The organism is Marinobacterium aestuariivivens, assembly GCF_042661465.1.
Taxonomy (GTDB): Bacteria; Pseudomonadota; Gammaproteobacteria; order Pseudomonadales; family Balneatricaceae; genus Marinobacterium_A; species Marinobacterium_A aestuariivivens.
Genome location: NZ_JBHSWE010000001.1, coordinates 256,200 through 281,760, shown reverse-complemented (window position 1 = coordinate 281,760; position 25,561 = coordinate 256,200). Strand labels below are relative to the sequence as shown.

Sequence of the window (25,561 nt, the reverse complement as noted above, 5' to 3'; positions counted from 1 at the left end):
CGTGACGGGCAAAACATTTTGGGTCAGTGCCGCAGATGCCAATCGATCTGCACTGCGATCGATATGACGGGTTGCGCGATGCCTGAACCATGCGGCAACCGGTTACGGATTCACCACTGCATCGCTTTACCCATACTCCGATTCGGGGATTCGGGGATTCGGGGATTCGGGGATTCGGGGATTCGGGGATTCGGGTACGGTCCTTGAGTCCTCACTACTCACTTCTCAGCGTTAATGTTACTTTAGCGAATAGCGATAAATGATCGTTCTTTACAAGGACCTCTCCATGCCCGTGTCTTCGGTTGCGCCGACCAGCGCCCTGAACAGTAACGTCATCCTGCTGGCGTTCTGCCAGGCGCTGCTCAGTACCGGCACCGTGCTGCTGGTTTCGGTCAATGCGCTGATCGGGCGCGAACTGGCGCCGAGTATCGAGCTGATCACGCTGCCGATGGCGCTGCAGTTTCTCGGCCTGATGTCCGCGACTATCCCGGCATCGCTGATCATGCAGCGTATTGGCCGCAAGAACGGATTCTACCTCGGCAATACGGTCGGACTGCTCGGTGCCCTGTGCTGTATCCTGGCGCTGCAGCTTTCGCAATTTGCGCTGTTCTGCAGCGGCACCTTTCTGCTCGGTGTCGGCATCGGCTTTGGCATGCTGTATCGCTTTGCCGCCATCGAGGCGGCACCGCCGGCCCAGCAGAGTCATGCGATATCGCTGGTGATGGCCGGCGGCGTCATTGCCGCGATACTGGGGCCGAATCTGGCGGTATTCAGCCGCGACTGGTTCGACGGCGCGCCTTTTGTCGGTGCCTTTGTCGGCCTGCTGGGGCTCTACGGGCTCGCGCTGGTACTGCTGCGTTTCGTGCAGTTGCAGATCCGGGCTTCGGAGGCGGGGGAGGCGCCGGCACGACCACTGTCGGCCATCGTGCGCCAGCCGGTGTTTCTGGTGGCGGTGATCGCCGGCATGGTCAGTTATGCCGTCATGAACCTGCTGATGACGGCGACGCCACTGGCCATGGACCGCTGCGGCTTCGCCTTCGGTGACGCCGCCCATGTGATTCAGTGGCATGTGCTGGGCATGTTCGTGCCCGCATTCTTCACCGGACGTCTGGTCGAGCGATTCGGCGCACCGGCGATGATGTTGGCCGGCGGCGTGCTGATGCTGCTGTGCATCTTCGTCAACCTGCAGGGGCAGAGCCAGTGGCACTTCTGGCTGGCGCTGGTGTTGCTGGGCGTGGGCTGGTGCTTCATGTTCATCAGCGCTACAACCCACCTGACCCGGGCCTACCGACCCGGAGAAAAGGCCCGTACCCAGGCGGCCAACGAGTTTCTGGTTTTCAGCAGCGTCAGCCTGTCAGCGTTGCTGGCAGGCTGGCTCGAGTCGTCCGTCGGCTGGCTCTGGATGAACTGGCTGATGTTTCCGGTGGTACTGGGGGCGATGGCTCTGATCGGTCTGCTGATGCTGCTGCCGGTGGCCCAGAGTCGCGCCGACCTGTCGTCCTGAGCGCCCCCGCTGCTGGAAGTGTCGCGCTCGGAACGCGCGATTTCACAGAGCGCTCACGCAGGCGGGCGTAAGGTATCCAGCATCGATCCAAGATGCCGAGTTCAATACCCCATGACGAAGTCCGAGCCGGCAGGCTGGAAACGCCTGCGCCCCACGCTCACCGCCAGCCAGTTTCGACTGTTGCTCTGTGCCACGCTGGTACTCTTTTACAATGCGCCGCTCTGGCGGCTGGTGTCGAGTCAGCCGTCGTCCGGCCCGCTGACGCGGCTGCTGTTCATCGCCGCCTTCTTCACGCTGCTGGTGGCGCTGTATCAGATTTTCCTGACCCTGATCGGCCATCGCCGGCTATTGAAGCCACTGGCGATCTTCATTCTGCTCAGTGCCAGCGCCGTGTCGTATTTCATGCAGAGTTACGGCATCCTGATCGACAAGTCCATGGTGCAGAACCTGTTCGAAACCAATGTCGGCGAGGCCGCGGAGCTGCTCAGTCTGCCCTTGCTCGGACACCTGCTGCTGTATGGCCTGTTGCCGTCCGTGCTGGTGCTCGGCGTGCGGATTCGCCAGCGGTCATGCGGTACCGAGCTGAAGTCCGGCGTGCTGTCGCTGTCGCTATGTTTGGTCGTCATCGGTCTCAATGCGGCGCTGCTGTTCAAGGATTACTCGTCGCTGTTTCGCAACAACCGTCAGGTTCGCAACCTGGCCGTGCCGTCGAACTACCTCTACTACGGCAGCCGCTACCTGTTCGGTGCCTACGATCCGGTCGATGTGCCGTTGCAGGTCCTGGGCGAGGATGCGCGCGTGATCGAGCCGGCCGCAGAGCGGGAACGGCAGAAGCTGCTGATTCTGGTGGTGGGCGAAACGGCGCGGGCCGCCAACTTTGGCCTCAACGGCTACGCGCGCGATACCACCCCGCGGCTGAGGCAGGAATCGGTGATCCATTTCGACCAGGCGGCCTCCTGCGGCACCAGCACCGCCGAATCGCTGCCCTGCATGTTCTCCCTCAATGGTCGCAGCGATTACGACAAGGGGGCGGAGCGTCATCGGGAAAATCTGCTCGACGTGCTGCGCCATGCCGGCATCGGTGTGCTTTGGCGTGATAACAATTCCGGTTGCAAGGGTGTCTGCGATCGCGTCGAAAGCCAGCCTGCACAGCTGTTCGATACGGCGGAGTTCTGCGGTGACAGCGAGTGCTACGACGAAACGATGCTGACGGCGCTGAATGACTACCTGAACAGCAGTCCGGACGACAAGGTCATGGTGCTGCACCAGAAGGGAAGTCACGGTCCGGCCTATTATCTGCGTTATCCGCGCCGATTCGAGCAGTTCACGCCGGTCTGCGACAGCAATCAGCTGCAGGCGTGCAGCGAGGCGGCGATCCGCAATGCCTATGACAACAGCATTCTGTACACCGACTATTTCCTCAGTCGCGTGATCGGCTTCCTGAAGCAGCGTCAGGATCGCTATGACACCGCCATGCTGTACATGTCGGATCATGGCGAATCCCTGGGAGAGGGCAATATCTATCTGCACGGCATGCCCTATCTGCTGGCACCCTCGGAGCAGACCCATATTCCCTTCGTGGTCTGGCTGTCCCGGAGTCTGGCGCAGCGTGATGATATCAATACCCAATGCCTGCATGGCCTGCGTGACAGCGCGGTCAGTCACGACAACCTGGTGCACTCGGTGCTGGGGCTGATGAACGTCCGAACGGAGGTGTATGACCCGTCCCTGGACATCTTCCGGGGCTGCCGCCGAGCGCCCGAAGATCTGGCGCGCGACGACCCCGCTGTCGGTCAGGGGCCGGCCTGAGCCCCGTTGAAATGGAGCCTGGCGCTGAATTGCCCGGGTTGTGCTTCCAGCTCGAGCCCCAGATTTGCCTGTTCGCACAGCTGCCGGGCTATCAGCAGGCCGTAGCCATGGCTTTCGGTGCCCGCCGGGCCTGACTCGCCGACGGCGTTGCGGATCCACAGGTTGGTGGCGTTGCTGCTGATCTCGATCTGCCCTTCGCCATGAATCAGGGCGTTGCGCAGCAGGTTGTCGATGACTACCGAAAGCACGAAGGGGGAACCGTCCAGTGGCATTCCGCCAGCGACAGGGCGGTGCCGCGGGACTGCAGGTCCGGATGGATCCTGAAAAGTTCGTCGAGCAGTTGTTGCAGTGCGGTGCGGTCGAGTGGCACCGCCGGTGGCGGCTTCGTTTCCCGTCCGAGCCAGAGAAAGGCTTCGATCAGCTGGTTCATGCGCAGGGTTGCATCGTCGATGCGCTGCAGTGCGCGCCGGTTGAGCCGTGTCGGCGGCACGGTCTCGCGAAGCAGGTCGAGAGAGCTGCGCACCACCATGACCGGTGAGCGCAGCTCATGGCTGGCGAAGCGGGTAAAATCGCGTTCACGCCGCAGGAAGGCCGCGGCACGGTCGAGCAGCGCGGCGACCTGGCGGCTCATGAAACCGATCTCGTCATTGCGCGCGAGCGGCTCGAGCCTGGGCTGCGCGGGGTCGATCCGTTCCAGCTGTTGCGTGAGTTCGCGGATCGGCACCGTCAGCTGCCAGGTAATCAGCAGCGTCAACCCCATGGCGCCCAGGGTGATCAGCGCAATGCCGCCGATCACCAGCCCCATTTCGACCGTTTCCTGCTGCTGGCCCTCCAGCAACTGCTCGACCTGTCGCAACATCAGGTAGTAGGGCTCCCCGGTCTGCGGATGGGGGCGCACGATCAGGAGGTCGTCATTGGGTAGCTCATCGAAGCTGGGCACCGGGTACTGCTGCCAGGCCTGCGGCACGTCGTTCGGTGGCTGAATCAGGGACAGCATGTCGAACAGTTGCAGCGCGTCCGGCGTCACTTCACCGGTCAGCACGCGATCGACACGGGAGCCGATATAGTCGGCGAAATGTTCGCGGTTCCGGTGTTCCAGCTGCTCGACCAGCTGCCAGCCCAGCAACCAGTAAAGGCTCATGAGCGCGAAGGCCGAGAGGCCCACTGTCAGGATGATCTTGCGTCTAAGACTCTGTTTCATGGGGTTCCCGGGCGGTCGGGTCTGTCAGGCGGAAACCGACGCCGCGGCGTGTCTCGAGCATTGGCTGCCTGAACGGCCGGTCCAGTTGCATGCGCAGCTGGTAGAGGTGGGAACGCAGTGCGTCGCTGCTGGGCGGGTCCGAGCCCCAGATCTGGTGCTCGAGCTCCTCGCGACTGATCATGCGCGGCGCCCTGGCGACAAGATGCCTGAGCAGCTTGAAGGTCAGGGGTGTCAGGGCCAGTGGCACGCCGTCGCGGGTGGCGGTCCCCTGCTCGACATCGAGCTGCAGCGGTCCGAACGTCAGTTTGCGCAATTGCTGCCGGGATATCCGCAGGCTCAGTGCTTCGACCCGGCACACCAGTTCGGCCATGGCGAACGGCTTGATCAGGTAATCGTCGGCGCCGGCCTGGAAGCCGCGAATCTTGTCTTCGAGCGTGTCGAGTGCCGTGAGAAAGAGGATCGGCGTCGTGAAACCGTCCGCGCGCAGACGTTCACAGCAGGACAGCCCGTCCAGTCGCGGCATCATCACATCGAGGATCAGGACGTCGTATCGATTCTGGCGGCACAGCTCCAGGACCTGGTCGCCGTTGCTGGCGCAGTCGGTTGCGATTCCGCGCCATTCGAGAAAATCCGCAATGCCGGCCAGGATATCGGCATCATCGTCGGCGACCAGCACTTTCATTCGGTGTCCAGGCTCCTGTTTCGGCGACAGTGACCGGCATAAGAAGCGTCCTGCCAGCCCGAGGATTATGCCCCAGTGGGCGCCGTTGCAACAGCCAGCGATACAGCAACAGGGCGCTGAACCAGCTGATGGCGAGGGTCCAGAGGTCGTGACCCTCCAGTCGGAAGAGCCAGTCCCCCAGCACCAGGTCCAGCGACAACGCCTCGATCAGCGCCTGGGCACCGACAAACAGCAGCAGTGGCAAAAGGCCGTGCCTGATCCAGAAGTGGCGCGCGGGGGCTTGGGTCATGCAGTGCGTCAGGGGAAGGCTTTGATTCATCGGCTGATCGGTCCGGTCGGGATAAGGGCTCGTGGCAGCTCAGTGTCTGTCGAGGGCGGAGTTTAACCGGCGCTGCGTGAGGCCCGGGTGAAGGCGGGTCGCGACCCTGGCGGCCAGCAACTATCCTGAAGGTCAGGCTGACGGAGGTGCTGCTATGACATATCTGATCTCCCTCAATCCGGCGACCGGTGAGCCGGTGGGGGAAATTCCCACGACGCCGCTCGAGGCGATCCCGGCACTGGTCTGCGGCGCGCGCGATGCGCTGGCCGAATGGAGCCACCTGAGCGTGGAGGAGAGGGGGCGCTGCCTGCTGCAGGCGGCCGGGGCCCTGGAGGAGGAGGCCGCTTCCTCGGCGAACTCCTGAGCCAGGAGATGGGCAAGCCGTTGCGCAAGGGCATCGGCGAGGTCCGGTTCTGCGCCGCCAGCGTGGCGCCTCGGGTCAAGCAGGCGGTGGCGGCGCTGCAGGCGCAGTGCCGACGAGGATACCGAATCGACCCTCTATTACGACCCGCTGGGCGTCTGTGCGGTGATCAGCCCCTGGAACTACCCGATGTCGATGCCGCAGTGGACGCTGCTGCCGGCGCTGCTGAGCGGCAACACCGTGCTGTTCAAGCCGTCGGAGGAGACACCGCTGACCGGCCAGGCCTACGCCGATGTGCTCAACCGCTTTCTGCCGCAGGGTGTGCTGCAGGTGATCCAGGGCCCGACCAGCAGGGGCGCTCGCTGGTGGAGGCCGCTGTCGACATGGTCGCCTTTACCGGTTCGCGGGAGGCCGGCAAGGACATCATGGCGCGGGCCGCCCCGGGCTGAAACGGCTGATGCTGGAGCTGGGCGGCAAGGATCCGCTGCTGGTGCTGGACGACGCCGATCTGGATGCTGCCGCGGAGTTTGCCTGTGCCAACAGTTTCGAGAATTCCGGCCAGACCTGCGTCTCCACCGAGCGGGTCTATGTCGACCGTCAGGTGGCGATCTGTTTCGAGCAGCGCGTGGTGCGCCTGGCCCGCGATTACCGCCTGGGCCCTGGCATGATGACCAGGCCCGCCTCGGGCCGATGATTCACGAGCGTCAGCGCCAGCATGTGCTGGATCAGATCGCCCAGGCACTGGCGGCCGGCGCCCGCCGCATCCAGGGGGACGATGATCATCCTCCCGGCTACATCAAGCCGACGATCCTGGCCGACTGCCGTGCCGACATGTGGATCATGCAGGAGGAGACCTTCGGCCCGGTGATGTGCATCCAGGTCTACGACGACGTCGACGAGGCGCTGCGGCTGGCCAATGGCGGGGACTACGGACTCGGTGCCGTGGTGTTCGGCGAGGACGAGGATCGCGCCTGGCAGGTGGCACGGCATCTCGAAGCCGGTATGATCGGGGTCAACAAGAGCTGCTTCGGCACTGTCGAGTGTCCCTGGGTCGGGGCGCGCCAGAGCGGCTATGGCTACCACGGCTCGGCAGAGGGCTTTCATCAGTTCTGCCAGTTGCGGGTTGTCAGCAAGAATAAAGATAGTTGACAGTTAACAGCGTACAGATGGTGAGCGTCCGCTTTGCGGGCGCTTCTGTCTACTGTTGACTCTACGCTGTGAACTCGCCTATTCAGGAAGTAGTCCGTCCATGTTATTTGCACTTTCCAGAGCCGAAGCCGGTCCCCTGGAGCCGGAGCATCTGCTACCGGGAGCGGAGGCGGCTGCGCCGCCGGCGCAGGGGCTGGGGTGTTACGAGGGCGCCGATGCGCTGCTGATCCGGGGGCCTGCGGCGGGCGGTCTGATCGAGCATTTCGTCAGTGGTTTCGGCCGTCCCTGCGCCCTGCTGCTGTCCTGTTCGGGGCCCGCCGAACGGCTGCCGCTCGCCGACAGTCAGCCCTTCGCCCGGGAGCTTCACGGGCATACCCACCTGTTTGCTTTTCAGGGCCAGTTGCAGGGGCTCGAAGACAGCCGCAAGTATCCCACCGGCCCTTACCGGCCGGTGGGCGCAACTGTCGCCGAACAGGCGTTCTGCGTGCTGATGGCGCGGATGCGCGCACTCTGGCAGGACGGCAAACCGCTGCCCGAGGTACGTCTGGCCCTGGTCACCGATTTCGCCGCCCGCATGCGGCCTCTGGGACTCGCCAACTTCATCTACAGCGACAGCGAGCTGCTGTTCGCCCACGCCCAGCACCGGCCCGATGACCCCGCCGCACCGGGCCTTTTCGTATCCGAGAGACCGGGGAGGCCCGCGTCGCCTCGATGGCGCAGGGCGAGGGCTGGACGCCGGTGGCGCAGGGAGAGGTCCTGATGATCCGCGGCGCCGAGATTCTCGAGCGCGTGCCGCCGGTCATCCTCTGGAGCCAGATGAAAGACAGTTGGCAGTATTGAGTTCGTAGGATGGGTGGAGCGGCGCGTCACGGCCATTCGACAAGGTTGCCGCGATACGTGGCCGCCGCGTAACCCCTCATGGGATTGTCGACGGGTGAACCCACCCCATGCCAACGGAAGCCAAGGCGCCTGCGGCGCCTATGGTGGGTTACGCCGCGCAGGGCCCCGTGCAATACCGGTAATGTCCTCCAATGGCGGCTTCACCCATCCTACAATTCTGTAAACTTGCTACGGTGAACTCACCTAATACAAGCCACCAGATAATCAAGTTCCGGCGCCGACTGGCCGGGCTGCTCCAGGCATACCGGCAGGTACTTCGGCGCAGCCAGCAGCTCGCGGGCCAGCAGGTCGTCGATCAGGTCCAGGTACTCGAAGCCGGTCTTGCCGATGAAGAGGCCGCGGATGTCGCGGCTGCGATGCAGCTGCAGGGCATCGCGGAAGCCGCTCAGGTAGAGGTGGTCCTTGGTGAAACCGCCGCCGCGGTGGACGCGGGTGCAGACACGGAAGGCCTCCTCGTGTTCGACGCCGTAATCTTCCACCAAGGTGCGCCAGGTGCGGCAGAAGTCGCCGTAACGGATCATCAGGTCGACGGCAATCACCCGCTGTGCGAGGCTCTTGAGGCGTTTTAGGGTGAGGTTGCCGGACAGGTATTCGCTGAAGATCGCAAGCCCCTCCTGGGTGTGGGTCGCGCCGGGCAGGCCCAGCGAGAACACCTCCAGCGGCTGCAGCTGAGCGTTGAGCGAGGTGGTCATGTGCACGCCGAGCTCGTGGTGCGCCAGCGCATGCAGCTCCACCGGTGACACCTTCGCCGAACGGCGCACCAGCAGCGCCTTGCGGCCGTTGTTGACCATGGCCGCGGCAATCAGCTGGTCCGAGAGTTCCACCTTGCACTTGAGTCCCAGGCTTTCGCCAGTTGCTGGAACTGCGGAATCATCTCCTTCGAGCTCAGTTGCGGACCGTTGACCTCTTCCGGCCGGTCCACCGCATGCAGCAGGAAACGGGCATTGGCCAGCTCGCCGGCCGTCGGTTCGCCATAGTAGCGCAGCGAATTGTAGAGGAAGCTGTCGGTGCCGATGCTGACCAGCAGGTCGATGCGTTCGGCCAGGGCATCGATGACCTGGCGGTAGAGCTGGCGCAGCGACGGGTCGCGGATGGCGTCGACCGGCAGCCGATAGAGCTTCTCGCGGTGGGCATAGGGGTCGATCTTGAGCTGGCGATAGCGAAAACGCGGCGCCAGGCGGCCATGGGATTTGAGAAAGCGGCGCTGTTCGCCCGGCATGTTGATCGGGTTGATATAGAGCAGCGTCTCCAGCCCCTGGCCAGTTTCTTCAGCTCGCGGTCGACCAGCAGCACCTCGGGCGGCAGTTCCGCCGGCAGCAGGTCGTGACGGCGCAGCGAACGACCGGGGAAGGTGCGGCTGGCGTCGGCCGTCGTTTCCAGCAGCACATCGTGCAGGCCATGTTGCAGCGCATCGACGACCATCGGGAACGGCTGGCCGGTGGCGAGATCGAGGAAGACCTTCTGGATTTCGAGCGGGATGGTCAGGGTGCTGCCGTGATGTTCGCTGATATGGCTGGCGGTATAGCCGCCGCCGTGCTGGCGTTCACCGAAACTGACACGGTTGGCGAGGTTCGGCAGCTCGATCTCTCCAAGCCTGCCCTGCAGGCGTTTGAGCATCGGCTGCCACTGCTCGCCCTCGACATCCCCAGCGGCAATATTGATCTTGGTATGGCCGTCGTGCATCTCCTCGAACGGACAGCTGTGGATGTCGAACAGCACCGCATGGCGGTGATCCTCCTCCAGTGCCCAGAGCAGGGCATCGAGAATGCGGTAGATGCGCTGGTGGCGCTCTTCGCCCCGGCGGCGCTGCACCTTGGTCACCGGACGCCGCCACAGCGCCATGCCGCTGATTTCGTCGCGCACGCATTTCCCGGCCGGCAGGCTGAGGTCGTATTCGAGCCGGGAGTCCTGGGCGCAGAGGGTGATCGGCATCAGGGCGATCAGCCAGTCGCTGCCGCGATCCTCGAGCTGCAGCCGGTCCCTGTCATCCACCGCCAGGCGCTCGAGGCTGTCGTTCTGCATGCGGCTGCCGCCGTGCAGCGCGGCGCAGACGATGGGCAGATACTCGTCGACCCTGATGCAGAGGGAGCCATCGCGCAGGCTCGCTTCGAAGGGGGTACGGCTGTGAATACGCTCGAGAATCTGGTTTTCGGTCAGGGTCAGCATCCATCACTCCAAAACGGACGGCGGTTTCGGGGGATTTTCGGTGCTTTTCCCACCGCTGTACAGATATTCGGGGCGTGCGGGCCTTAATTCCCGGTGTCGGTGTTGCCGAGCAGCTCGGGACCAGTGAGATTTTTCAGGCCCAGTCGCTTGAGCTCGTCGTTGAGCAGGGCCCGGATATCGCTTTCGCGGTCGAGTTTTTTCGCCTGCTCGAGCAGTAACCGGGCGTCGCTGCTGTCGATCGAACGAATCAGCCACTTGATCTTGGGGATACTGTGGGCGCTGAGGCTCAGGGTGCGCAGTCCGAGTCCAACCAGCAGCAGCACGGCGGCGGGGTCTGCGGCCATTTCACCACAGAGCGACAGCGGCGTGCCGCTGGCCTTGCAGTGGCTGACGATCTGCTCCAGCGCCACCAGCATGACCGGGTTGAGGTTGTCGAACAGCGCCGACACCTTGGGATTGTTGCGGTCGACGGCCAGCAGGTACTGGGTCAGGTCGTTGGATCCGATCGAAACGAAATCGACATAGGGCAGCATGCGCGGCAGCAGCATCACCGCGGAGGGCACCTCGACCATCATGCCAATGGGGGCGCACGGCCGCATAACCTTCCTGCTGCAGTTCCTCGAGGGTATCGGCAATGATGCTGTGGAAGGTTTCCAGTTCATCGATGCGGCTGACCAGCGGAATCATCAGGCGCATATTGCCATTTTCGGCATTGGCCCTGAGCATGGCACGCAGCTGGGTCACCAGCAGCGAGGTGTTGTCCAGGGTAAAGCGGATGCCGCGCCAGCCGAGGAAGGGGTTTTCCTCCCGGATCTCGAAATAGGGCAGCTGCTTGTCGCCGCCGATATCGAGGGTGCGCATCGCCACCGGCAGCGGCGCATAGGCGTCCAGCACCTGGCGGTAGACCTCGTACTGCTCGTCTTCGGTCGGGAAGCTCTCGTGCAGCATGAAGGGGATCTCGGAGCGGTACAGTCCGACCCCCTCGGCGCCGTTCTTGCGGCCTGGCGTGACGTCCGCCAGCAGGCCGGTATTGGTCAGCAGTTCGACCCGCTCGCCGTCGAGGGTCTCGGCCGGCAGGTCGCGCAGGCAGGCGAGCTGGTCGAGGAACTGCTCGTCGGCGTTCTGCAGGCGCCGGTATTCGTTGAGCATGGTGTCGGACGGTGTGGTAATGCATTCGCCACGGTAGCCGTCGACGATGGCCAGCTGGCCGTCGTATTTCTTCAGATCCAGGCCCTTGACGCCCATGACCGCCGGTATCCCCAGCGCATTGGCGACGATGCCGGTATGGGACAGGGCCGAGCCGCTGGTGCAGACGAGCCCCTTGATCTGATCGGGTCGATAGACGGACAGGTCGGCGATGCTGATCAGGTCGCCCGCCAGCAGCAGTTCGCGATGTTCGCTGGTGTCGCCGAGCGGCTTCTTGCTGAGCATGTGGCGCAGCAGACGGTTGCCGATATTGCGGATATCCTCACCGCGTGCGCGGATGTAGGGGTCTTCGGCCTCGTCGAAGTGCGCCGCCAGTTCCTGGCTGGTTTCACGCAGCGGGGGCACAGGCGCCGGCGCGGATATGGCGTGTAACGCTGTCGTAGAGTTCAGGGCTTTGCAGCATCATCAGGTAGACGGAGAACAGGTTCGAAACGTCGGACGGCAGGTTGTCGCCCAGGCGCGAGGCGCCGAGGCTCAGTTCCTCCTGCAGTCGCTCGACGGCATTGTCAAAACGTACCCGTTCGCTTTCGATATCGCTGCAGTGTTCCTCGGTGACGTCCTGCAGGCTCAGGTTCAGGTGCAGGACCTCGAGATGGCCGCAACCGATGCCAGGGGCGCTGCGTACGCCGACATGGCGGTTGTGCTCGAATGCCGTCGGGGCCTGGGGCAGCCAGTCGCCTGAGCGCTGGATCGACTGCAGTGTGCCGGCCAGCTGACTGGCGATGGTGACCATGAAGGCTTCGGCCTCGCGGCTGAAGCGGTCCTGCTCGGTGCCCTGGATGACCAGCACGCCGATCAGCTCGCGCAGATGAATCAGCGGCACGCCCATGAACTGGTGATAGGGGGCCTCGTGAGTTTCCGGAATATAGACGAACTTGTCGTGGGTCGGCGCATCGGCGAGGTTGAGCGGATGCAGGGTGCGGCCGATCTTGCCGACCAGGCCCTCGTCCAGTCCCAGGCTGACGCGGCCCACGGCATCGTCCGACAGGCCTGCGGTGGCCGCCAGTACCAGGCGGTTTTCCGACGCTGATTTCAGATAGAGGCTGCAGACCGGCACCGAAAAGATCTCGGTCAGCTTTACAACGATTTGCCGCATTGCCGCGACCGCGTTTTCGGCGCGGGAAATATCCTGTACCAGCGACGTCAGTGTCGATAGCGAATGGAGCATGGATCGAACTCCGGAGTCCTTGTTGCGGTGGGTGGCGGATGGGGCGCACCTGCCGCCAGGGGTCGGCGGCAGCCGGTCAGGGCCGCCAGGCGCCTCGAGGAAATCATCGTCGGGCCTGTCCCGATACTCGCACAAGCCTCGTATCGGCGCAATTGCTGCATGGAATTCAGAAAACAGAGGTTGGGTAATGCGCCGAAGGCGCAAAACCCAACAGGGTGAGGAGCGTTACAGGTTACGCGTTACGCGTCAAAGCCACCATCGCGTAATCCGTCACGCGTAACGCGTCACTCTTACGGCTTTTTTCAGTGCAGCTTGAGGCGAGGCCGGATGACGCGGTTGAGACGATCGACCAGTGTCACCAGCAGCGTCTTGGTGACGCCGTAGAGTGCCATCTGGTGCATGCGGTAGAGGGAAATGTAGACCAGCCGGGCCAGGCGGCCCTCTATCATCATGCTGCCGCGGGTCAGGTTGCCCATCAGGCTGCCGACGGTACTGAAGCGACTCAGGGAAACAAGAGAGCCGTGATCGCGATACTCGTAGGCCGGAATGGCTTCGCCGTCGAGCATTTTGCGGATATTGCGGTACAGGTGACTCGCCATCTGATGCGCCGACTGTGCCCGTGGCGGCACCGTGCCCCGGCCGTCAGGCAGCGGGCAGGCGGCGCAGTCACCCAGGGCGAAGATGCGGGGGTCGAGGCTGGTCTTCAGGTCCGGCGTGACGACCAGTTGATTGCGGCCATTGACCTCCAGGCCATCAAGATCGCGCGTTACCGCCGGCGCCTTGATACCGGCGGCCCAGACCATCAGCTCGGCCTCGATCAGTTCCCCTTCGGCGGTGACCAGGCCTTCGGCCGTCGCTTCCTGAATCCGCGTGGCCGCCCGTACGCTGACGCCGAGTTTCTCCAGCTCGCGGTGGGCCGCGCCGGAAATACGCTCGGGCAACGCCGGCAGAATACGGGGGCCGGCTTCGACCAGGCTTACTTCGAGCGGCTGGGAATCGGCCTTTTCGAAGCCGTAGGAGGTCAGCTCCCGGGCGGTATTGAACAGCTCCGCCGAGAGTTCGACACCGGTGGCGCCCGCGCCGACGATGGCGATCTTCAGCGGCTTTGGGTTGGCACTGGTGCGCAGGTAGGCCCGCAGCAGTTGCTGGCGGAAATGCTCCGCCTGCGCCCGGCTGTCGAGGAAGACGCAGTGCTCGGCGGCACCGGGGGTACCGAAATCGTTGGTCACGCTGCCGATGCTGAGGACCAGCAGATCGTAGTCCAGCGATCGCTGTGGCATGATTTCGTTGCCTTCCTCATCGAGGATGGGCGCCAGCCGGATCTGCCGCTTCTCACGGTCCAGTCCCTGCAGGCTGCCGATGCGAAAGCGAAAATGGTTCTGGGTGGCCTGGGCCCTGTAGCTGACCTCGTCGATACCGGCGTCCAGGGACCCGGTGGCGACTTCGTGCAGAAGCGGCTTCCAGAGATGGGTCTGGTTGCGGTCGACCAGGGTCACCTCCAGACCCTTGCGACCATGGCGGCGGCCGAGGCGGGTGGCCAGTTCAAGCCCCCGCTCCGCCGCCGACGATGACGACTTTCTTGTTCATGATTTACCTCAAAAGTGCAGTTGCAAAAACCGGGGCCGCAGTCGGTCGCACCTTGGCAGCAAGAGGTCGTGCTCAGGGCTGCAGGGCGATCGTTTTGGGCGAATTGCTGGCTAGAATAGCAACAACCTGTCGAATGCTTAACCTGCTTCAAGCTTGTTTTCGTAAATTTTATAAAATTAATGTCGCTTCAGCGGAACGGCCGGCGACGGTCATGCCGTCGGATTGTTGACTGTGCGCATTGTATCGATGCAGTGCAAACGATTGCATTGGTCGAGTCTAACGCCCGCGGGCAGGTATGTCCACTAGGCCGTGGGTCTCGCGGGCACCGGGGAGTCAGCGAACAACTCCGATTGTCCCCGGCTGCGAAACTCTCCGGGACCTATTCGCAGGTTCCCGGGGGAAGACAGGCGATTGGCGGGTTAAAACGGTCGCGGCTTTATGCGATGATTCCGGGCCCAGGAGGATGCAATGAAAAGTTATCTGTTCACTACCGAGAATGGCCGCGGCGGCGTGATCCTCTGCGATATCGACACCTTCGAGGAAGCGGTCGAGTATCTGCAGCAACGCTTCGACGGCGTGATTCGGGTCGAGCAGGGCCGGACGCTCTGGACACTCGAGTCCGGTTTCGGCGAGTTCGTCCCGACCGTCAGGGTCGACAGTCCCCCGCAAGCGCCACCGGACGAAAACGCCCAGGCCGCACAGGCGCAGACCCCCGAACTGTTCTAGTCGAGGGCGCGCGCTCAGGCATTCCTGACAAAGGCGGCGGCGGTTTCGTACTGCTCGGCCAGCCAGAGTTCGTCCGGTGTGCGGGCAGCGCGACGCAGCCGGCGCGCCTTGTCGAGCAGTCGGTCGCGGCGCTGTGCCGCGTCCTGCGAACGTTGCGGACTTTGCGGGCCGGGGGCCGGCGACAGCGGATACGGGGACATGGAAGGCTCCTGTCTGTGATTCAGGCACAGTATTTAATCAGCCAAATGCGACAGCGTCGTGACTTTCAACGGCCAGGGACAGGATATGCTGCAGATCTATCACTCTCATTCGCTGACCAATCTCAAGGACCTGCTGATCCTGCTGGTGGAGCGCGAACCGCTCAGCGATCCCTTCAGCGACGAATGCATCCTGGTGCAGAGTCCGGGCATGGCGCAGTGGCTCAAGCTCGAGCTCGCGGAGGGGCTGGGCATCGCCTCGGGTCTGCGCTTCCCGCTGCCGGCCACCTTTCTCTGGGACAGTTTTGCCACGCTGCTGCCGGCGGTGCCGGAGCGCTCGGCCTACCGCAAGGAAGCGATGTGCTGGAAGCTGATGGACATCCTGCCGCAGCATCTTGAGACACCGGAGTTCGCGCCGCTGCGGCATTACCTGGAGCAGGACGAGACCGGCTTCAAGCGCTATCAGCTGTGTGGCAAGATCGCCGATATCTTCGACCAGTACCTGGTCTACCGTCCCGACTGGATCGATGCCTGGAGTCGTGGCGAGGCGATCGGCGACCCGCTCGGTGATCAGGTCTGGCAGCCCATGCTTTGGCGCGCGCTGCAGGCCCGCACCGAGGCGCTGGGACAGCCCCACTGGCATCGCGCCAACATGATGGAAGCTTTCGTGGCGGCGCTGGGTCAGGCGCCGGCCGGGCAGTTGCCGCAGCGCCTGTTCGTGTTCGGTATTTCGGCGCTGCCGCAGACCTACCTGCAGGCGCTGCAGGCGCTGGGGCGGCGCATCGAGGTGCATCTGATGATCCTCAATCCCTGCCGTCACTACTGGGGCGATATCGTCGATCCCGCCTATCTGGCCAAGCTCAGCCGCAAGCTCTTTGCCGGTCAGGACCCTGCTGTCCTGTCCGGCGCCGCCGATTACCTCGAGAGCGGCAATCCGCTGCTGGCGTCGATGGGCAAGCTCGGGCGCGACTATCTGCATCAGTTGCAGGAGATGGATCTGCCGGGCTTCGATTTCTACGAGCTGCCCGGGGAGCAGCTGGAGGCCCCCGCGACGCTGCTGGGCCGGATCCAGCGCGATATCCTCGAGCTCGAGGACCGCAGCCGGGAGCCGGAAGCGGCCACCGGTTCCGGCTGGAAGACGGCACTGGATCCGGCGGACCCTTCGCTGCAGCTGCACAGCTGTCACAGTCCGCTGCGCGAACTCGAGGTGCTGCAGGACCGGCTGCTGGACATGCTCGAGGCCGATCCCGGCCTGGCGCCACGGGATATCATCGTCATGATGCCAGATGTGGCAGCCTATGCCCCCCATATCGAGGCCGTGTTCGGCAGTGCGCCCCCGGGCGACGCCTGCCGTACGCGATTTCGGACCGGGGGCTTACGCAGGAAAGCCCGCTGCTGCAGAGTTTTCTGACCCTTTTGCAGCTACCCCGGAGCCGGCTGCGGGTCTCGGAGGTGTTGGATCTGCTGGAAGTGCCGGCGACCCTGCGCCGCTTCGGCCTGGACGATGCCGCTTTCGAGCGGCTGCGCGGCTGGATCGAGCAGGCGGGGGTGCGCTGGGGCCTTGATGCAGGCCAGCGTGAATCCCTGACGCTGCCGCCGTTCGAACAGAACAGCTGGCGTTTCGGTTTGCGCCGGATGCTTGCCGGCTTTGCCCTCGGCGACTGCGATGGTCTGTGGCAGCAGCAGGCGCCCTACAGCGAGGTCGAGGGGCTGGATGCCGCGCTGCTGGGGCCACTGGCGGACTTCGTCGATCTGCTCGAGGAAAGCTGTACGCTGTTCCGCGGCGCCCGCCCGATCGCCGGCTGGGTCGCCGAGATCAACCGCCTGCTGGGCCGGTTCTATCTGCCGGACGAGCAGGACGAGGTGGCGCTGTCGCAGGTGCGGCATGCGCTGGAGGCGCTGCAGCAGGAGCTGAGCGATGCGGCCAGGGACGAGGCGCTGCACGCCGAGATCCTGATCGACTACCTGACCCAGTCGCTGTCGGGGGCGCGCAGCAGCCAGCGTTTCATGATCGGTGCGGTCAACTTCTGTACCCTGATGCCGATGCGCTCGATTCCGTTTCGCATTGTCTGCCTGCTGGGCATGAACGATGGCGTCTATCCGCGCACGCTGCCGGCGATGGGATTCGACCTGATTGCCCGTTTTCCGCGCCGCGGCGACCGTTCGCGCCGCGATGACGACCGCTACCTCTTTCTCGAGGCGCTGCTCTCGGCCCGGCAGCAGCTCTATATCAGTTTCGTCGGCCGTTCGATCCAGGACAACCGTGAGCGGGTGCCCTCGGTGCTGGTCAGCGAGCTGCTCGAATACTGCTGTCAGGGTTTCGTGCTGCCGGGCGATGAGTCGCTGGCACCGGACGAAAGTGCTGAGCGGCTGCGCCGGCACCTGGTCACCGGGCACCCGCTGACCGCCTACAGCGAGCGCTATTTCGACGGGCGCTCAGCGGGGCTGTTTAGTTATGCCGAACAGTGGCTGCCGGCGGCGGGGGCAGGCAGTGGCGAGGTCCGGGCGTTCTGCCCCCGGCCGCTGCCGCCGGAGGCGGTCACGGCGCTGGAGCTGGACGAGCTGCTGTCCTTCTACCGCAACCCCTGCCGCTATTTTTTCCAGCGCCGCCTGAGGGTCAGTTTCCGCGAGCTCGAGGCCGATGCGCTCGATGAGGAGCCCTTCAGTCTCGACAGCCTCGAGAGCTACGGTCTCAGGATGCAGATTCTCGAGGCCTTGCTTCAGGGCCGTGACCTGGACGGGCTGGCCGAGCGGTTGCGGGCCGAGGGGGCTGCCGGTCGGTACCGCCGGGGAGCGCCTTTTCGGGCAGCTGTGCGTCGAGGTGCAGCCGCTGGCCCGGGCGCTGACACCGCTGCTGGCCACGCCGGCGCGGCGCGTTGAGCTGGACCTGTCAATCGACGGCATCCGCCTCACCGGCTGGCTCGACGGCGTCCATGGCGATGAGCTGGTGCGCTACCGGCCGGCATCGCTCAAGGGGCACGATCTGATCCGCGGCTGGATACTGCATCTGGCCGGCTGCGCCGGTGCCGGACTGCGCGGACTCTGCAGTGTCGGAGCCGACCGTAAAAGCGTGAAAACGGCACACTTTGCGCCGCTGTCGCGCGAACAGGCTGTCGACAGGCTGCAGCGCCTGCTGTCGGCCTACCGCCAGGGGCTGTGCGAACCGCTGCCGCTGGCGCCCAATACCGCCTGGGCCTGGCTCAGCGAGCCGGACCGGGAAAAGGCGCTGAAGCAGGCCCGGGGCGCGTTCGACAGCGGCTATTATCAGCCCGGCGAAGGCAGCGACCCCTATATCGCCCGTGTCTATGCCGACTTCGAAGCGATCAGCGAACGCCTGATACCGCTGTGCGAAGCGCTGTTCGGCGACATGCTCGACCATCTGAAACTGGAGTCGTGATCTTGGCCTCGCCCCGAATACTCGATCCCGCGACCTTCCCGCTGCACGGCATGCGCCTTATCGAGGCCAGCGCCGGCACCGGCAAGACCTACACCATCGCCGCGCTTTACCTGCGCCTGCTGCTGGGGCACGGCGACGAGCACAGTGCCCACGCCAGCCCCCTCGATGTCGATCAGATTCTGGTGGTGACCTTTACCGAGGCGGCGACCGAGGAGCTGCGTGATCGCATCCGGCGCAGGATCCGCGAAGCGCGCCAGGCGTTCGTGCGCGGCGAAAGCGAGGACCATTTTATCGCCCGGCTGCTGCGCGAGGTGCCGGACCACGGGCAGGCCGCACGGATCCTGGGGGCGGCGGCCCGCAATATGGATCAGGCGGCAATCTTCACGATTCACGGTTTCTGCCAGCGCATGCTCAAACAGCATGCGTTCGAGAGCGGCAGTCTGTTCGAGACCGAGCTCGAGCAGGACGACGCGCCGTTGCGGCGCGAGGCGATGCTCGACTACTGGCGCTCTCGGCTCTATCAACTGCCCGGAGCGCTGGCCGCGGCGCTGCTGCAGCTCTGGGGCGAGCCGATGAAGCTGCTCGGCGACCTGTACGGCCTGCTCTCGACCGATGGCCTGCGGCTGGAGCCCGACCTGTCGGCACTGGATCTGGCGGACGAGTGGCAGCTTCAGGTCGCGCGTGTGGACGCCTTCAAGCAGGCCTGGCGGCAATGCGACGACGACCTGCTGGATGTCCTGCAGCGCGGCGACCTCAACGGCAACAGCTATCGCAAGACATCGGTGCCGGGCTGGCTGCAGGCGGTCGAGGACTATGTGGCATCGGATCAGGTGCTGCCGGACAGCCGGCTGGCCGAGATACTGGAGAAGTTCGGCCAGAGCCGGTTGCGGGACAAGACCAAAAAGAACGGCGTGACACCCGAGCATCCGCTTTTTGCCCATATCGAGCAGTTGTGCGAAAAATGGCTGCCGCTGCGTGAACTGGTGCTCGGCGAAGCGCTGCGCGAAGTACGCCGGCGCCTGGCGCTGAACAAGGCGCAGCGTCGCCTGCTCGGTTTCGACGATCTGCTCAGCGGCCTCGACCGGGCCCTGGCCTCGGCGGCCGGCCCGCGTCTGGCGGCGGCGATCCGCGTTCAGTTCCCGGTGGCGTTGATCGACGAATTCCAGGACACGGATCCGCAGCAGTACCGTATCTTCAGCGGACTCTACAGCACCAGTCCCGACTGCGGCCTGTTCATGATCGGGGACCCGAAGCAGGCTATCTACGCCTTCCGTGGCGCCGATATATTCACCTACATTCAGGCGCGTCGCGCAGTGTCCGACCACTATACGCTGGCGACCAACTGGCGCTCGACCAGTGCGATGATCGCCTCGGTCAACCGTCTCTTCGAGCGCCATGTGGCCCCCTTTATCTTCGACGAGGACATTCCCTTTCTGCCGGTACAGGCGGCGGGGCATGCGGACCGCAAGCCCCTGATGCTGGACGGCGAGCCTGTACCGGCGCTGACGCTCTGGCACCGGCCGGGCTATCCGGTCGGCAAGGCCGACTATCAGCAGCTGTTCGCCGACAGCTGCGCCAGCCAGATCGTCAGGCTGCTCGGCGGTGGCGCCCGCATTGGCGACCGGGTCCTCGAGGCCCGGGACCTGGCGGTACTGGTGCGGGACCGCTTCGAGGCGGCGGCGGTACAGCAGGCGCTGCGCCGGCGCCATGTGCCCTCGGTCTACCAGTCCGGTCGTGACAGCGTTTTCAGTACCCGGGAGGCGCTGGATCTCTACCGCATTCTGCAGGCGATACAGGAGCCGCAGCAGGAGCGCCATCTGCGTGCGGCCCTGGCCTGCTCGCTGCTGCTGCAGGATGCCGATTCGCTGCAGGCGCTGAACGACGACGAGCGCCGCTGGGAGGGGCTGGTGGCCGAGTTTATCGACTACCATCAGCGCTGGTCGGCGCTCGGTGTGCTGGCCACGGTGCACCAGCTGCTGGAGCGGCGCAATCTGGCCTCGCAGCTGCTGGCGCTGCCGGACGGCGAGCGGCGCCTTACCGACCTGCTGCACCTGGCGGAGCTGCTGCAGGAAGCCAGCCAGCAGCTCGAGGGCATGCCCGGGCTGATGCGCTGGTTCGGCGAGCACCTGCAAAGCCCCAACGGCAACAGCGAGGCGCAGCAGCTGCGTCTCGAGAGCGATCGCAACCGGGTGACGCTGATCACCATTCACAAGTCCAAGGGACTCGAATATCCGGTGGTGCTGCTGCCGTTCCCGATCAACCACCGCACCGCCTCCAGGGCGCTGTACCATGACGATGACACCCGGCCGGTTTACGATCTGAGCCAGGGGCGCAGGCCCTTGCGGGCCGAGCGGGAGCGCCTGGCCGAAGACCTGCGGCTGCTCTATGTGGCCCTGACCCGGTCGGTGCATGCCTGCTACCTCGGCATCAGCGATCTGAAGCAGGGGAACGACAGGGCCAGTGTGCTGCCGCGCAGCGCCCTCGGCTATCTGTTGCTCAATGGCAGCGACGCAGAGGCGCTGCCCGGTATTCTGCAGCAGCTGGGCGCGCAGGCCGGCATCTGTCTGACGGCGCCGCCGCTCGACGACCGGCCGTTGCCGGCGCCGGCTGCCGGCACCCTCGAACTCGGAGCCCGCACCTTCCGTGGCCGGATCCGCCGCGACTGGCGCATTTCCAGCTATTCGGCCCTGAGCAGTCAGGGTCCGGCCCGGGACCTGCCGGAACTGCCGGGACTTGACCTCGAGGTCGTCGCCGACGCGCGCGAACCCGATGCCGGTACGGCGGATATCTTCGGTTTTCCGAAGGGTGCCCGCGCGGGCACCTTTCTCCACGGTCTGCTCGAGCAGCTGGATTTTCCCCGGGCCGCGGGCGAGGGGCTGCGGGAGCTGATCCGTCAGCGCTTGGCGCTGGAGGGCTTTGACGAGGGTTGGGCGCCGGTGCTCGAAACCCTGGTCGGCGATGTGCTCGATGCGCCGCTCGATGACCGGGGCTGCGCCTGCGCAATATCGGTGCCGCAGACCGGCTGATCGAGCTGGAGTTCATGCTGCCGGTAGCCGGACTCGACTGTCGCGCACTGAACCGGCTGTTGCAGGCACAGGACCCGCTGGCAGCCGGTGCCGGCGAGCTTCGGTTCGAAACGGTGCAGGGCATGCTCAAGGGTTTTATCGATCTGGTGTTTCGCGTCGACGGTCGCTATTACATTCTCGACTACAAGTCCAACCACCTTGGCGGTGAGCCGGGCGATTACGGTGCCGAGCCCCTGCGCCAGGCGATGCGCGAACACCGCTACGATCTGCAGTACCAGCTCTATACCCTGGCGCTGCACCGGCTGCTGCGGCAGCGGCTGCCGGACTATGATTACGACCGCGATGTCGGCGGGGTCTTCTACCTGTTCCTGAGGGGGATGCGGGCGGATGATCCGGTGCGGCTGGGCGTCTTTCACTGCAAGCCGGAACGGGGCCTGGTCGAGTCGCTGGACCGGCTGTTCTGCGGCGCCGAGTTGTCTGCGGAGGCGGGATAATGGATGTGCTCAATCACTTGCGCGAGACGGTGGTGCCCGGGGGCTGCGCCCGCTCGACGTTCAGTTTGCCCGCTTTCTGCACGAGACCGGCGGCTGCCGGGAGCCGGCGCTGCTGGTGCTGGCGGCGCTGGTCAGCTTCGAGCTCGGCCGCGGCAATGTCTGCCTGCCGCTGGCCTCGGTACCGGCGCTGATCGACAGTCTGCCGCCCGAGGTGGGCGACCGCCTGCGGCCCTGGCTGGGTGCTTGTGGGAGCCCGGTCTCCGCGCGAATAGAGTCGGCTTCAAAAGGGTTCGCCCGCGGAGCGGCTCCTGCGATTGTTCGCCCGATGGGGTGGTGCTGGGGCGCGGCGAGCCCGAGACGCCGCTGGTGCTCGATCGCGAGCGCCTCTATCTCTATCGCTACTGGCGCTTCGAATGCGATCTGGCCGTTTTTCTGAGCCGGCGCAGCGAAGCGCTCGACACCGACCGGGTTGCGATGAAAGCGTCGCTGCAGCGCCTGTTTCCGTCCGTCGACGGCGCTGCGGCACCGGACTGGCAAAAGGTGGCGGCGGCGGTGGCGGTGAGCCGGCGTTTCGCCGTGATCAGCGGCGGCCCCGGCACCGGCAAGACCACCACGGTGATCAAGCTGCTGGCGCTGCATATCGAGCAGCAGCTGGCGCTCGGGGTGAAGCCCCGGATCCGGCTGGCGGCCCCTACGGGCAAGGCGGCGGCGCGCATGGCCGAGTCGATTGCCGCTGCCCGGGGCCGGCTGGCGCTGCCGGCCCCGGTCGCCGGGCTGATTCCGGACGAGGCGTCGACGCTGCACCGCTTGCTCGGCGTGCTACCGGGCAGTCGCCGTTTTCGCCACGGCCCCGACAATCCATTGCATCTGGATCTGCTGGTGGTCGACGAGGCCTCGATGGTCGATCTGCCGCTGATGGCGCGGCTGCTGTCCGCCCTGCCGGAGTCTGCCCGGCTGGTGCTGATCGGCGACCGCGATCAGCTGGCGTCGGTGGAGGCCGGCAGTGTGCTGGGGGATATCTGCAGCTGGCCGGGGAGCTGCGCTACAGTCCTGCCCAGAGTGAGTACCTGGCGTCGGTCTGCGAGCTCGAGCCGCAAGCCCTGGGTGACCCGGCAGCGATGCCGGTGGCCGATGGCCTGGCGCAACTGCGTACCAGCTACCGTTTTGGCGCCGACAGCGGTATCGGGCGGCTGGCGCGGGCGGTCAATGACGGTGATGACGAGGCGTTCCGGGCGGTCTGGCAGCGGGGGTACGGGGATATCGCCTGGCGGCGGCTCGACAATGGTCATTATCAGAGGCTGGTCGACCGCTGTGTCGAGGGCTACCGTGACTATCTGCAGGCCCTGGCGCGTGGCGCTGCGCCGGCCGAGGTGCTGGCCGCCTTCAACCGCTTCCAGCTGCTCAGCGCGCTGCGCCAGGGCCCCTATGGTGTGGCCGGGCTGAATGAGCGCATCGAGCGGGGGCTGGTTCAGGCCGGTCTTATTCGGCTGTCCGGCGCCTGGTATGCGGGGCGTCCGGTGATCGTGACACGCAACGATCGCGCGCTGGAGCTGTTCAATGGCGACATCGGCATCCTGATGCCGAACGACGCGGGTGAGCTGCGGGTCTGGTTCGACCAGGGCGGCGCGCCGCGCCCGGTACTGCCGAGCCGGATGCCGGAGCACGAGACGGTGTACGCCATGACCGTACACAAGAGTCAGGGGTCCGAATTTGACCGGGTGTTGCTGCTGTTACCGCCCGAGGACGCCCCGGTACTGACACGGGAGCTGTTCTATACCGGCATTACACGGGCGCGCGGTCACTTCGAACTTTATGCCCGCAGCACCCTGCTGCAGCGGGTGATCGGTCGGCGTACCGAGCGGGCCAGTGGCCTGGCCGCCCGGCTCTGGGATCGAGCCTGAGCCCGATCCGGTCAGGGGTCAGCGACGACGTCGCGGGTCCCGGGTCTCGATCCGCACGGGTGCCGGTTTGTGCTCGGGTCTGTCGCGAGCTGTCAGCATCAGCAGCAGGCCTCCGGCAACGAGTGCGATAACGGCTATCGTGAGCATGGCTGTTGTCCTCCCTCGCTCCAAACCGCTGCGGTCAACGGGGTACTCTTACAGCTTAGTATTCATTGCGCCCCTTGGGCAACTTCGCGTGCGAACTCGGTATAACCGCCAACATGCTGCTGGCCGCGGAATATCTGCGGTACGGTCAGCACCGGCTTGCCGATGGTTTTCTCGAGGTCGGCCTTGCTGATGCCTTCGGCGTGAATGTCGATATAGCGGTAATTCAGCGCCTTGCTTTCGCACAGCTCAACGGCCCGGCGGCAGTAGCCGCAACCGTCACGTCCGAAAATGGTGATGCGCTCCATGGGGGTTCTCCTGTCCGCGGGTGGCGGGCGCGGGGTCTGCGCCCGATCAACTGACGGCTATTTCAACAGAGCCCGGAACCGCGTGCCAATTGGCGATCGCAATGGCGTTGATTGGAGGGGACTATAGACCTGCAACGGCTTTGGGCTGGTGCAGGATGCGCTCGAGCCAGGCGCGGTTGTCGAGCAGGTCGCGCACGCGAAAGCGGTTCATGTGGGCGATCATCGCCTCGCGGGAGCCCGCCAGTACCTGGCGCCAGCCGCACTGCTCGGTCATGTTGCACTCGGCATGGGTGCAATCCGCCAGTTCGCAGTCCGGTTCGAACATGGCCACCAGTTCCCCCAGTGGATAGTCGAGCGTTTCGGGGTTGATTCTGAGGCCGCCGTTTCGCCCCCGGATAGTGGTGATCAGCCCGTGGTTGGCGAAACGGTTGACGATCTTGGCGAGGTTGTTGGCAGAAATACCCAGTGTTTCCGACATTTCCGAAACGGTGCAGCGCCGATCGTCGGGCGCTGAACCCAGAAAAATCAGAACGCGTACCGCATAATCGGTCTGCTTGTTGAGTTGCATGGCGTGTCCAGGGTCCCGATTCGACCAGTGTTTCCCTGAGTTTGGCACGCAATGCGCTGTTTGTGAACAACTAATCAATAATGTCGGAGGGCGCGAATCGACTCTGCAAGGGCGTCAGAACCAGTCGTCGCGACGTTTCCGCTTTTTCGGGAAGTAGGGAATCAGCAAGCCCAGCAGTACCCCGCCGAGGGCGACCAGGCCGCCATGGGTGAACCAGCGCATCAGGTTGCTCTCGTCCATGTTCTCTATCTGGCGGTTCAGTGTTTCGATCTCGCTGTTCAGTGCCTGCAGGTTTCCGGTGTAGGACTGGTTCTGGGCCTTGAGTTCGCTGAGCTCGGCGCGCAGGGTCTCGATCTCCTGCTGCTGGGTGCTGGTGGTGGCCTGCTTTTCACTCAGCGCGGATTCGAGGGCGGGCAGCCGGGACAGAGTGCTGGGGCCTTCGGCGACGTGTTCGCCCGGCAGCCAGCCGGTGCGACCGTTTTCCATGCGGATCTGTACGTAGTCCGTATTGCTGTCGCGCTTGAGGATCTCGACCGGCTCACCGCTGCGGATCCTGCCGGTAATACGGTACTGGTTGCTTGGGCCGCTGTGATAGAAGGTGTAGACGTCGTCGGCGATATGGCCCTGTTCGGCCGCAGCGGGCAGGGCGGTCAGGAGAATAAGGCTGGCGGCCAGCCGCTTGGGCGCACGGGAGTCCAGAAATTTAGTCATTGATCTCAGCACTTGGTTACCGGTCTGCCCGTGCCGT

Annotated in this window: 26 protein-coding genes and 4 pseudogenes; 14 read left to right on the top strand and 16 right to left on the bottom strand. The window is 64.7% G+C overall.

Annotation, left to right across the window (positions count from 1 at the left end; genetic code table 11):
• Positions 1-319 precede the first annotated feature (319 nt).
• Both ACFQDL_RS01485 and ACFQDL_RS01480 read left to right on the top strand, forming a co-directional pair.
• On the top strand, positions 320-1,504 hold the full coding sequence (locus ACFQDL_RS01485) for an MFS transporter (protein WP_379912803.1): 1,185 nt from the start codon (positions 320-322) through the stop codon (positions 1,502-1,504).
• A 111-nt stretch (positions 1,505-1,615) separates the two neighbouring features.
• The gene (locus ACFQDL_RS01480) at positions 1,616-3,313 is read left to right on the top strand and encodes a phosphoethanolamine transferase (RefSeq protein WP_379907479.1); all 1,698 of its coding nucleotides are present in this window, start codon (positions 1,616-1,618) and stop codon (positions 3,311-3,313) included.
• Here ACFQDL_RS01480 and ACFQDL_RS01475 read toward each other — a convergent pair.
• Genes ACFQDL_RS01475 through ACFQDL_RS01460 form a run of 4 tightly spaced genes read right to left on the bottom strand, consistent with a single transcriptional unit; the run spans position 3,298 to position 5,485 of the window.
• Positions 3,298-3,561 carry an ATP-binding protein gene (locus ACFQDL_RS01475; RefSeq protein ID WP_379907478.1) on the bottom strand — a complete coding sequence of 88 codons (264 nt, stop codon included), beginning with the start codon at positions 3,559-3,561 and terminating at the stop codon, positions 3,298-3,300. The genes ACFQDL_RS01480 and ACFQDL_RS01475 overlap by 16 nt on opposite strands.
• A complete protein-coding gene (locus tag ACFQDL_RS01470) occupies positions 3,549-4,514 on the bottom strand; it encodes a sensor histidine kinase (RefSeq protein ID WP_379907477.1) in 966 nt (321 codons plus the stop codon). Before ACFQDL_RS01470 ends, ACFQDL_RS01475 begins: the two co-directional genes overlap by 13 nt.
• The gene (locus ACFQDL_RS01465) at positions 4,498-5,196 is read right to left on the bottom strand and encodes a response regulator transcription factor (RefSeq protein ID WP_379907476.1); all 699 of its coding nucleotides are present in this window, start codon (positions 5,194-5,196) and stop codon (positions 4,498-4,500) included. The genes ACFQDL_RS01470 and ACFQDL_RS01465 overlap by 17 nt, the downstream gene beginning before the upstream one ends.
• On the bottom strand, positions 5,171-5,485 hold the full coding sequence (locus tag ACFQDL_RS01460; protein WP_379907475.1) for a hypothetical protein: 315 nt from the start codon (positions 5,483-5,485) through the stop codon (positions 5,171-5,173). Before ACFQDL_RS01460 ends, ACFQDL_RS01465 begins: the two co-directional genes overlap by 26 nt.
• Positions 5,486-5,669: 184 nt before the next feature.
• Here ACFQDL_RS01460 and ACFQDL_RS01455 point away from each other — a divergent pair.
• From ACFQDL_RS01455 to ACFQDL_RS01440, 4 genes and pseudogenes are all read left to right on the top strand, one after another.
• Positions 5,670-6,167, top strand: a pseudogene (locus ACFQDL_RS01455) (aldehyde dehydrogenase family protein); the annotation flags it as partial.
• A gap of 166 nt (positions 6,168-6,333) precedes the next feature.
• Complete coding sequence (locus ACFQDL_RS01450; protein WP_379912801.1) at positions 6,334-6,570, top strand: aldehyde dehydrogenase family protein; 237 nt, start codon at positions 6,334-6,336, stop codon at positions 6,568-6,570.
• Positions 6,567-7,025, top strand: a complete 459-nt coding sequence (locus ACFQDL_RS01445; RefSeq protein ID WP_379912799.1) for an aldehyde dehydrogenase family protein — start codon at positions 6,567-6,569, stop codon at positions 7,023-7,025. The genes ACFQDL_RS01450 and ACFQDL_RS01445 overlap by 4 nt, the downstream gene beginning before the upstream one ends.
• Before the next feature lie 100 nt (positions 7,026-7,125).
• Positions 7,126-7,785 (top strand): class II glutamine amidotransferase, encoded by a 660-nt coding sequence (locus ACFQDL_RS01440; RefSeq protein WP_379907474.1) that lies wholly within the window; start codon positions 7,126-7,128, stop codon positions 7,783-7,785.
• Between the two features lie 319 nt (positions 7,786-8,104).
• Here the strand turns inward: ACFQDL_RS01440 and ACFQDL_RS01435 are convergent, their stop codons facing one another.
• From ACFQDL_RS01435 to ACFQDL_RS01405, 7 genes and pseudogenes are all read right to left on the bottom strand, one after another.
• Complete coding sequence (locus ACFQDL_RS01435; protein WP_379907473.1) at positions 8,105-8,749, bottom strand: tyrosine/phenylalanine carboxypeptidase domain-containing protein; 645 nt, start codon at positions 8,747-8,749, stop codon at positions 8,105-8,107.
• The gene (locus ACFQDL_RS01430; protein WP_379907472.1) at positions 8,728-9,144 is read right to left on the bottom strand and encodes a tyrosine/phenylalanine carboxypeptidase domain-containing protein; all 417 of its coding nucleotides are present in this window, start codon (positions 9,142-9,144) and stop codon (positions 8,728-8,730) included. The genes ACFQDL_RS01435 and ACFQDL_RS01430 overlap by 22 nt, the downstream gene beginning before the upstream one ends.
• 302 nt (positions 9,145-9,446) lie before the next feature.
• Positions 9,447-9,947, bottom strand: a pseudogene (locus ACFQDL_RS01425) (N-formylglutamate amidohydrolase); the annotation flags it as partial.
• A 227-nt stretch (positions 9,948-10,174) separates the two neighbouring features.
• Positions 10,175-10,624, bottom strand: coding sequence for a putative PEP-binding protein (locus ACFQDL_RS01420; RefSeq protein ID WP_379907471.1), 450 nt, complete (start codon positions 10,622-10,624; stop codon positions 10,175-10,177).
• A 121-nt stretch (positions 10,625-10,745) separates the two neighbouring features.
• Positions 10,746-11,522: pseudogene (locus tag ACFQDL_RS01415) on the bottom strand (putative PEP-binding protein); the annotation flags it as partial.
• Between the two features lie 103 nt (positions 11,523-11,625).
• On the bottom strand, positions 11,626-12,465 hold the full coding sequence (locus ACFQDL_RS01410) for a phosphoenolpyruvate-utilizing N-terminal domain-containing protein (RefSeq protein ID WP_379907470.1): 840 nt from the start codon (positions 12,463-12,465) through the stop codon (positions 11,626-11,628).
• 302 nt (positions 12,466-12,767) lie between these two features.
• Positions 12,768-13,961, bottom strand: a complete 1,194-nt coding sequence (locus ACFQDL_RS01405) for an NAD(P)/FAD-dependent oxidoreductase (RefSeq protein ID WP_379907469.1) — start codon at positions 13,959-13,961, stop codon at positions 12,768-12,770.
• Positions 13,962-14,520: 559 nt separating this feature from the next.
• Between ACFQDL_RS01405 and ACFQDL_RS01400 the strand changes: the two genes are divergently transcribed.
• A complete protein-coding gene (locus tag ACFQDL_RS01400) occupies positions 14,521-14,778 on the top strand; it encodes a hypothetical protein (RefSeq protein WP_379907468.1) in 258 nt (85 codons plus the stop codon).
• 14 nt (positions 14,779-14,792) lie between these two features.
• Here the strand turns inward: ACFQDL_RS01400 and ACFQDL_RS01395 are convergent, their stop codons facing one another.
• Entirely contained in the window at positions 14,793-14,978 is a 186-nt protein-coding gene (locus tag ACFQDL_RS01395) for a hypothetical protein (RefSeq protein WP_379907467.1), read from the bottom strand.
• A gap of 85 nt (positions 14,979-15,063) precedes the next feature.
• Here ACFQDL_RS01395 and ACFQDL_RS01390 point away from each other — a divergent pair, with 85 nt between their 5' ends.
• From ACFQDL_RS01390 to ACFQDL_RS01360, 7 genes and pseudogenes are all read left to right on the top strand, one after another.
• On the top strand, positions 15,064-16,386 hold the full coding sequence (locus ACFQDL_RS01390) for an exodeoxyribonuclease V subunit gamma (RefSeq protein WP_379907466.1): 1,323 nt from the start codon (positions 15,064-15,066) through the stop codon (positions 16,384-16,386).
• 224 nt (positions 16,387-16,610) lie between these two features.
• Positions 16,611-18,372: pseudogene (locus tag ACFQDL_RS01385) on the top strand (hypothetical protein).
• A gap of 2 nt (positions 18,373-18,374) precedes the next feature.
• Positions 18,375-21,398 carry an exodeoxyribonuclease V subunit beta gene (gene recB / locus ACFQDL_RS01380; protein WP_379907465.1) on the top strand — a complete coding sequence of 1,008 codons (3,024 nt, stop codon included), beginning with the start codon at positions 18,375-18,377 and terminating at the stop codon, positions 21,396-21,398.
• A 14-nt stretch (positions 21,399-21,412) separates the two neighbouring features.
• Entirely contained in the window at positions 21,413-21,892 is a 480-nt protein-coding gene (locus tag ACFQDL_RS01375; RefSeq protein WP_379907464.1) for a PD-(D/E)XK nuclease family protein, read from the top strand.
• On the top strand, positions 21,786-22,328 hold the full coding sequence (locus ACFQDL_RS01370; RefSeq protein ID WP_379907463.1) for a hypothetical protein: 543 nt from the start codon (positions 21,786-21,788) through the stop codon (positions 22,326-22,328). The genes ACFQDL_RS01375 and ACFQDL_RS01370 overlap by 107 nt, the downstream gene beginning before the upstream one ends.
• The gene (locus tag ACFQDL_RS01365) at positions 22,226-23,335 is read left to right on the top strand and encodes an AAA family ATPase (RefSeq protein ID WP_379907462.1); all 1,110 of its coding nucleotides are present in this window, start codon (positions 22,226-22,228) and stop codon (positions 23,333-23,335) included. The genes ACFQDL_RS01370 and ACFQDL_RS01365 overlap by 103 nt, the downstream gene beginning before the upstream one ends.
• Positions 23,263-23,793: an ATP-binding domain-containing protein gene (locus ACFQDL_RS01360; protein WP_379907461.1), complete on the top strand. Its 531-nt coding sequence runs from the start codon at positions 23,263-23,265 to the stop codon at positions 23,791-23,793. The genes ACFQDL_RS01365 and ACFQDL_RS01360 overlap by 73 nt, the downstream gene beginning before the upstream one ends.
• Before the next feature lie 18 nt (positions 23,794-23,811).
• On the opposite strand, the gene ACFQDL_RS01355 is transcribed toward ACFQDL_RS01360, so the two are convergent.
• The 4 genes from ACFQDL_RS01355 to ACFQDL_RS01340 all read right to left on the bottom strand — a co-directional run bounded on the left by ACFQDL_RS01355 (position 23,812) and on the right by ACFQDL_RS01340 (position 25,524).
• Positions 23,812-23,940 (bottom strand): hypothetical protein, encoded by a 129-nt coding sequence (locus ACFQDL_RS01355; protein WP_379907460.1) that lies wholly within the window; start codon positions 23,938-23,940, stop codon positions 23,812-23,814.
• A 62-nt stretch (positions 23,941-24,002) separates the two neighbouring features.
• A complete protein-coding gene (locus tag ACFQDL_RS01350) occupies positions 24,003-24,245 on the bottom strand; it encodes a GrxA family glutaredoxin (RefSeq protein ID WP_379907459.1) in 243 nt (80 codons plus the stop codon).
• A gap of 121 nt (positions 24,246-24,366) precedes the next feature.
• Positions 24,367-24,813 carry an Rrf2 family transcriptional regulator gene (locus ACFQDL_RS01345; RefSeq protein WP_379907458.1) on the bottom strand — a complete coding sequence of 149 codons (447 nt, stop codon included), beginning with the start codon at positions 24,811-24,813 and terminating at the stop codon, positions 24,367-24,369.
• A gap of 114 nt (positions 24,814-24,927) precedes the next feature.
• Positions 24,928-25,524, bottom strand: a complete 597-nt coding sequence (locus ACFQDL_RS01340; protein WP_379907457.1) for a TIGR04211 family SH3 domain-containing protein — start codon at positions 25,522-25,524, stop codon at positions 24,928-24,930.
• Positions 25,525-25,561 lie beyond the last annotated feature (37 nt).

What these genes read in the sequence shown, in the direction of transcription:
- ACFQDL_RS01350 (WP_379907459.1), bottom strand. Translation starts at nt 24,245, where the DNA reads ATGGAGCGCATCACCATTTTCGGACGTGACGGTTGCGGCTACTGCCGC.
- ACFQDL_RS01460 (WP_379907475.1), bottom strand. Translation starts at nt 5,485, where the DNA reads ATGACCCAAGCCCCCGCGCGCCACTTCTGGATCAGGCACGGCCTTTTG.
- ACFQDL_RS01445 (WP_379912799.1), top strand. Translation starts at nt 6,567, where the DNA reads ATGATTCACGAGCGTCAGCGCCAGCATGTGCTGGATCAGATCGCCCAG.
- ACFQDL_RS01355 (WP_379907460.1), bottom strand. Translation starts at nt 23,940, where the DNA reads ATGCTCACGATAGCCGTTATCGCACTCGTTGCCGGAGGCCTGCTGCTG.
- ACFQDL_RS01410 (WP_379907470.1), bottom strand. Translation starts at nt 12,465, where the DNA reads ATGCTCCATTCGCTATCGACACTGACGTCGCTGGTACAGGATATTTCC.
- ACFQDL_RS01470 (WP_379907477.1), bottom strand. Translation starts at nt 4,514, where the DNA reads ATGAAACAGAGTCTTAGACGCAAGATCATCCTGACAGTGGGCCTCTCG.
- ACFQDL_RS01450 (WP_379912801.1), top strand. Translation starts at nt 6,334, where the DNA reads ATGCTGGAGCTGGGCGGCAAGGATCCGCTGCTGGTGCTGGACGACGCC.
- ACFQDL_RS01440 (WP_379907474.1), top strand. Translation starts at nt 7,126, where the DNA reads ATGTTATTTGCACTTTCCAGAGCCGAAGCCGGTCCCCTGGAGCCGGAG.
- ACFQDL_RS01400 (WP_379907468.1), top strand. Translation starts at nt 14,521, where the DNA reads ATGAAAAGTTATCTGTTCACTACCGAGAATGGCCGCGGCGGCGTGATC.
- ACFQDL_RS01340 (WP_379907457.1), bottom strand. Translation starts at nt 25,524, where the DNA reads ATGACTAAATTTCTGGACTCCCGTGCGCCCAAGCGGCTGGCCGCCAGC.
- ACFQDL_RS01430 (WP_379907472.1), bottom strand. Translation starts at nt 9,144, where the DNA reads ATGCCGGGCGAACAGCGCCGCTTTCTCAAATCCCATGGCCGCCTGGCG.
- ACFQDL_RS01465 (WP_379907476.1), bottom strand. Translation starts at nt 5,196, where the DNA reads ATGAAAGTGCTGGTCGCCGACGATGATGCCGATATCCTGGCCGGCATT.
- ACFQDL_RS01345 (WP_379907458.1), bottom strand. Translation starts at nt 24,813, where the DNA reads ATGCAACTCAACAAGCAGACCGATTATGCGGTACGCGTTCTGATTTTT.
- ACFQDL_RS01395 (WP_379907467.1), bottom strand. Translation starts at nt 14,978, where the DNA reads ATGTCCCCGTATCCGCTGTCGCCGGCCCCCGGCCCGCAAAGTCCGCAA.
- ACFQDL_RS01420 (WP_379907471.1), bottom strand. Translation starts at nt 10,624, where the DNA reads ATGCTGCCCTATGTCGATTTCGTTTCGATCGGATCCAACGACCTGACC.
- ACFQDL_RS01480 (WP_379907479.1), top strand. Translation starts at nt 1,616, where the DNA reads ATGACGAAGTCCGAGCCGGCAGGCTGGAAACGCCTGCGCCCCACGCTC.
- ACFQDL_RS01375 (WP_379907464.1), top strand. Translation starts at nt 21,413, where the DNA reads ATGCTGCCGGTAGCCGGACTCGACTGTCGCGCACTGAACCGGCTGTTG.
- ACFQDL_RS01390 (WP_379907466.1), top strand. Translation starts at nt 15,064, where the DNA reads ATGCTGCAGATCTATCACTCTCATTCGCTGACCAATCTCAAGGACCTG.
- ACFQDL_RS01370 (WP_379907463.1), top strand. Translation starts at nt 21,786, where the DNA reads ATGATCCGGTGCGGCTGGGCGTCTTTCACTGCAAGCCGGAACGGGGCC.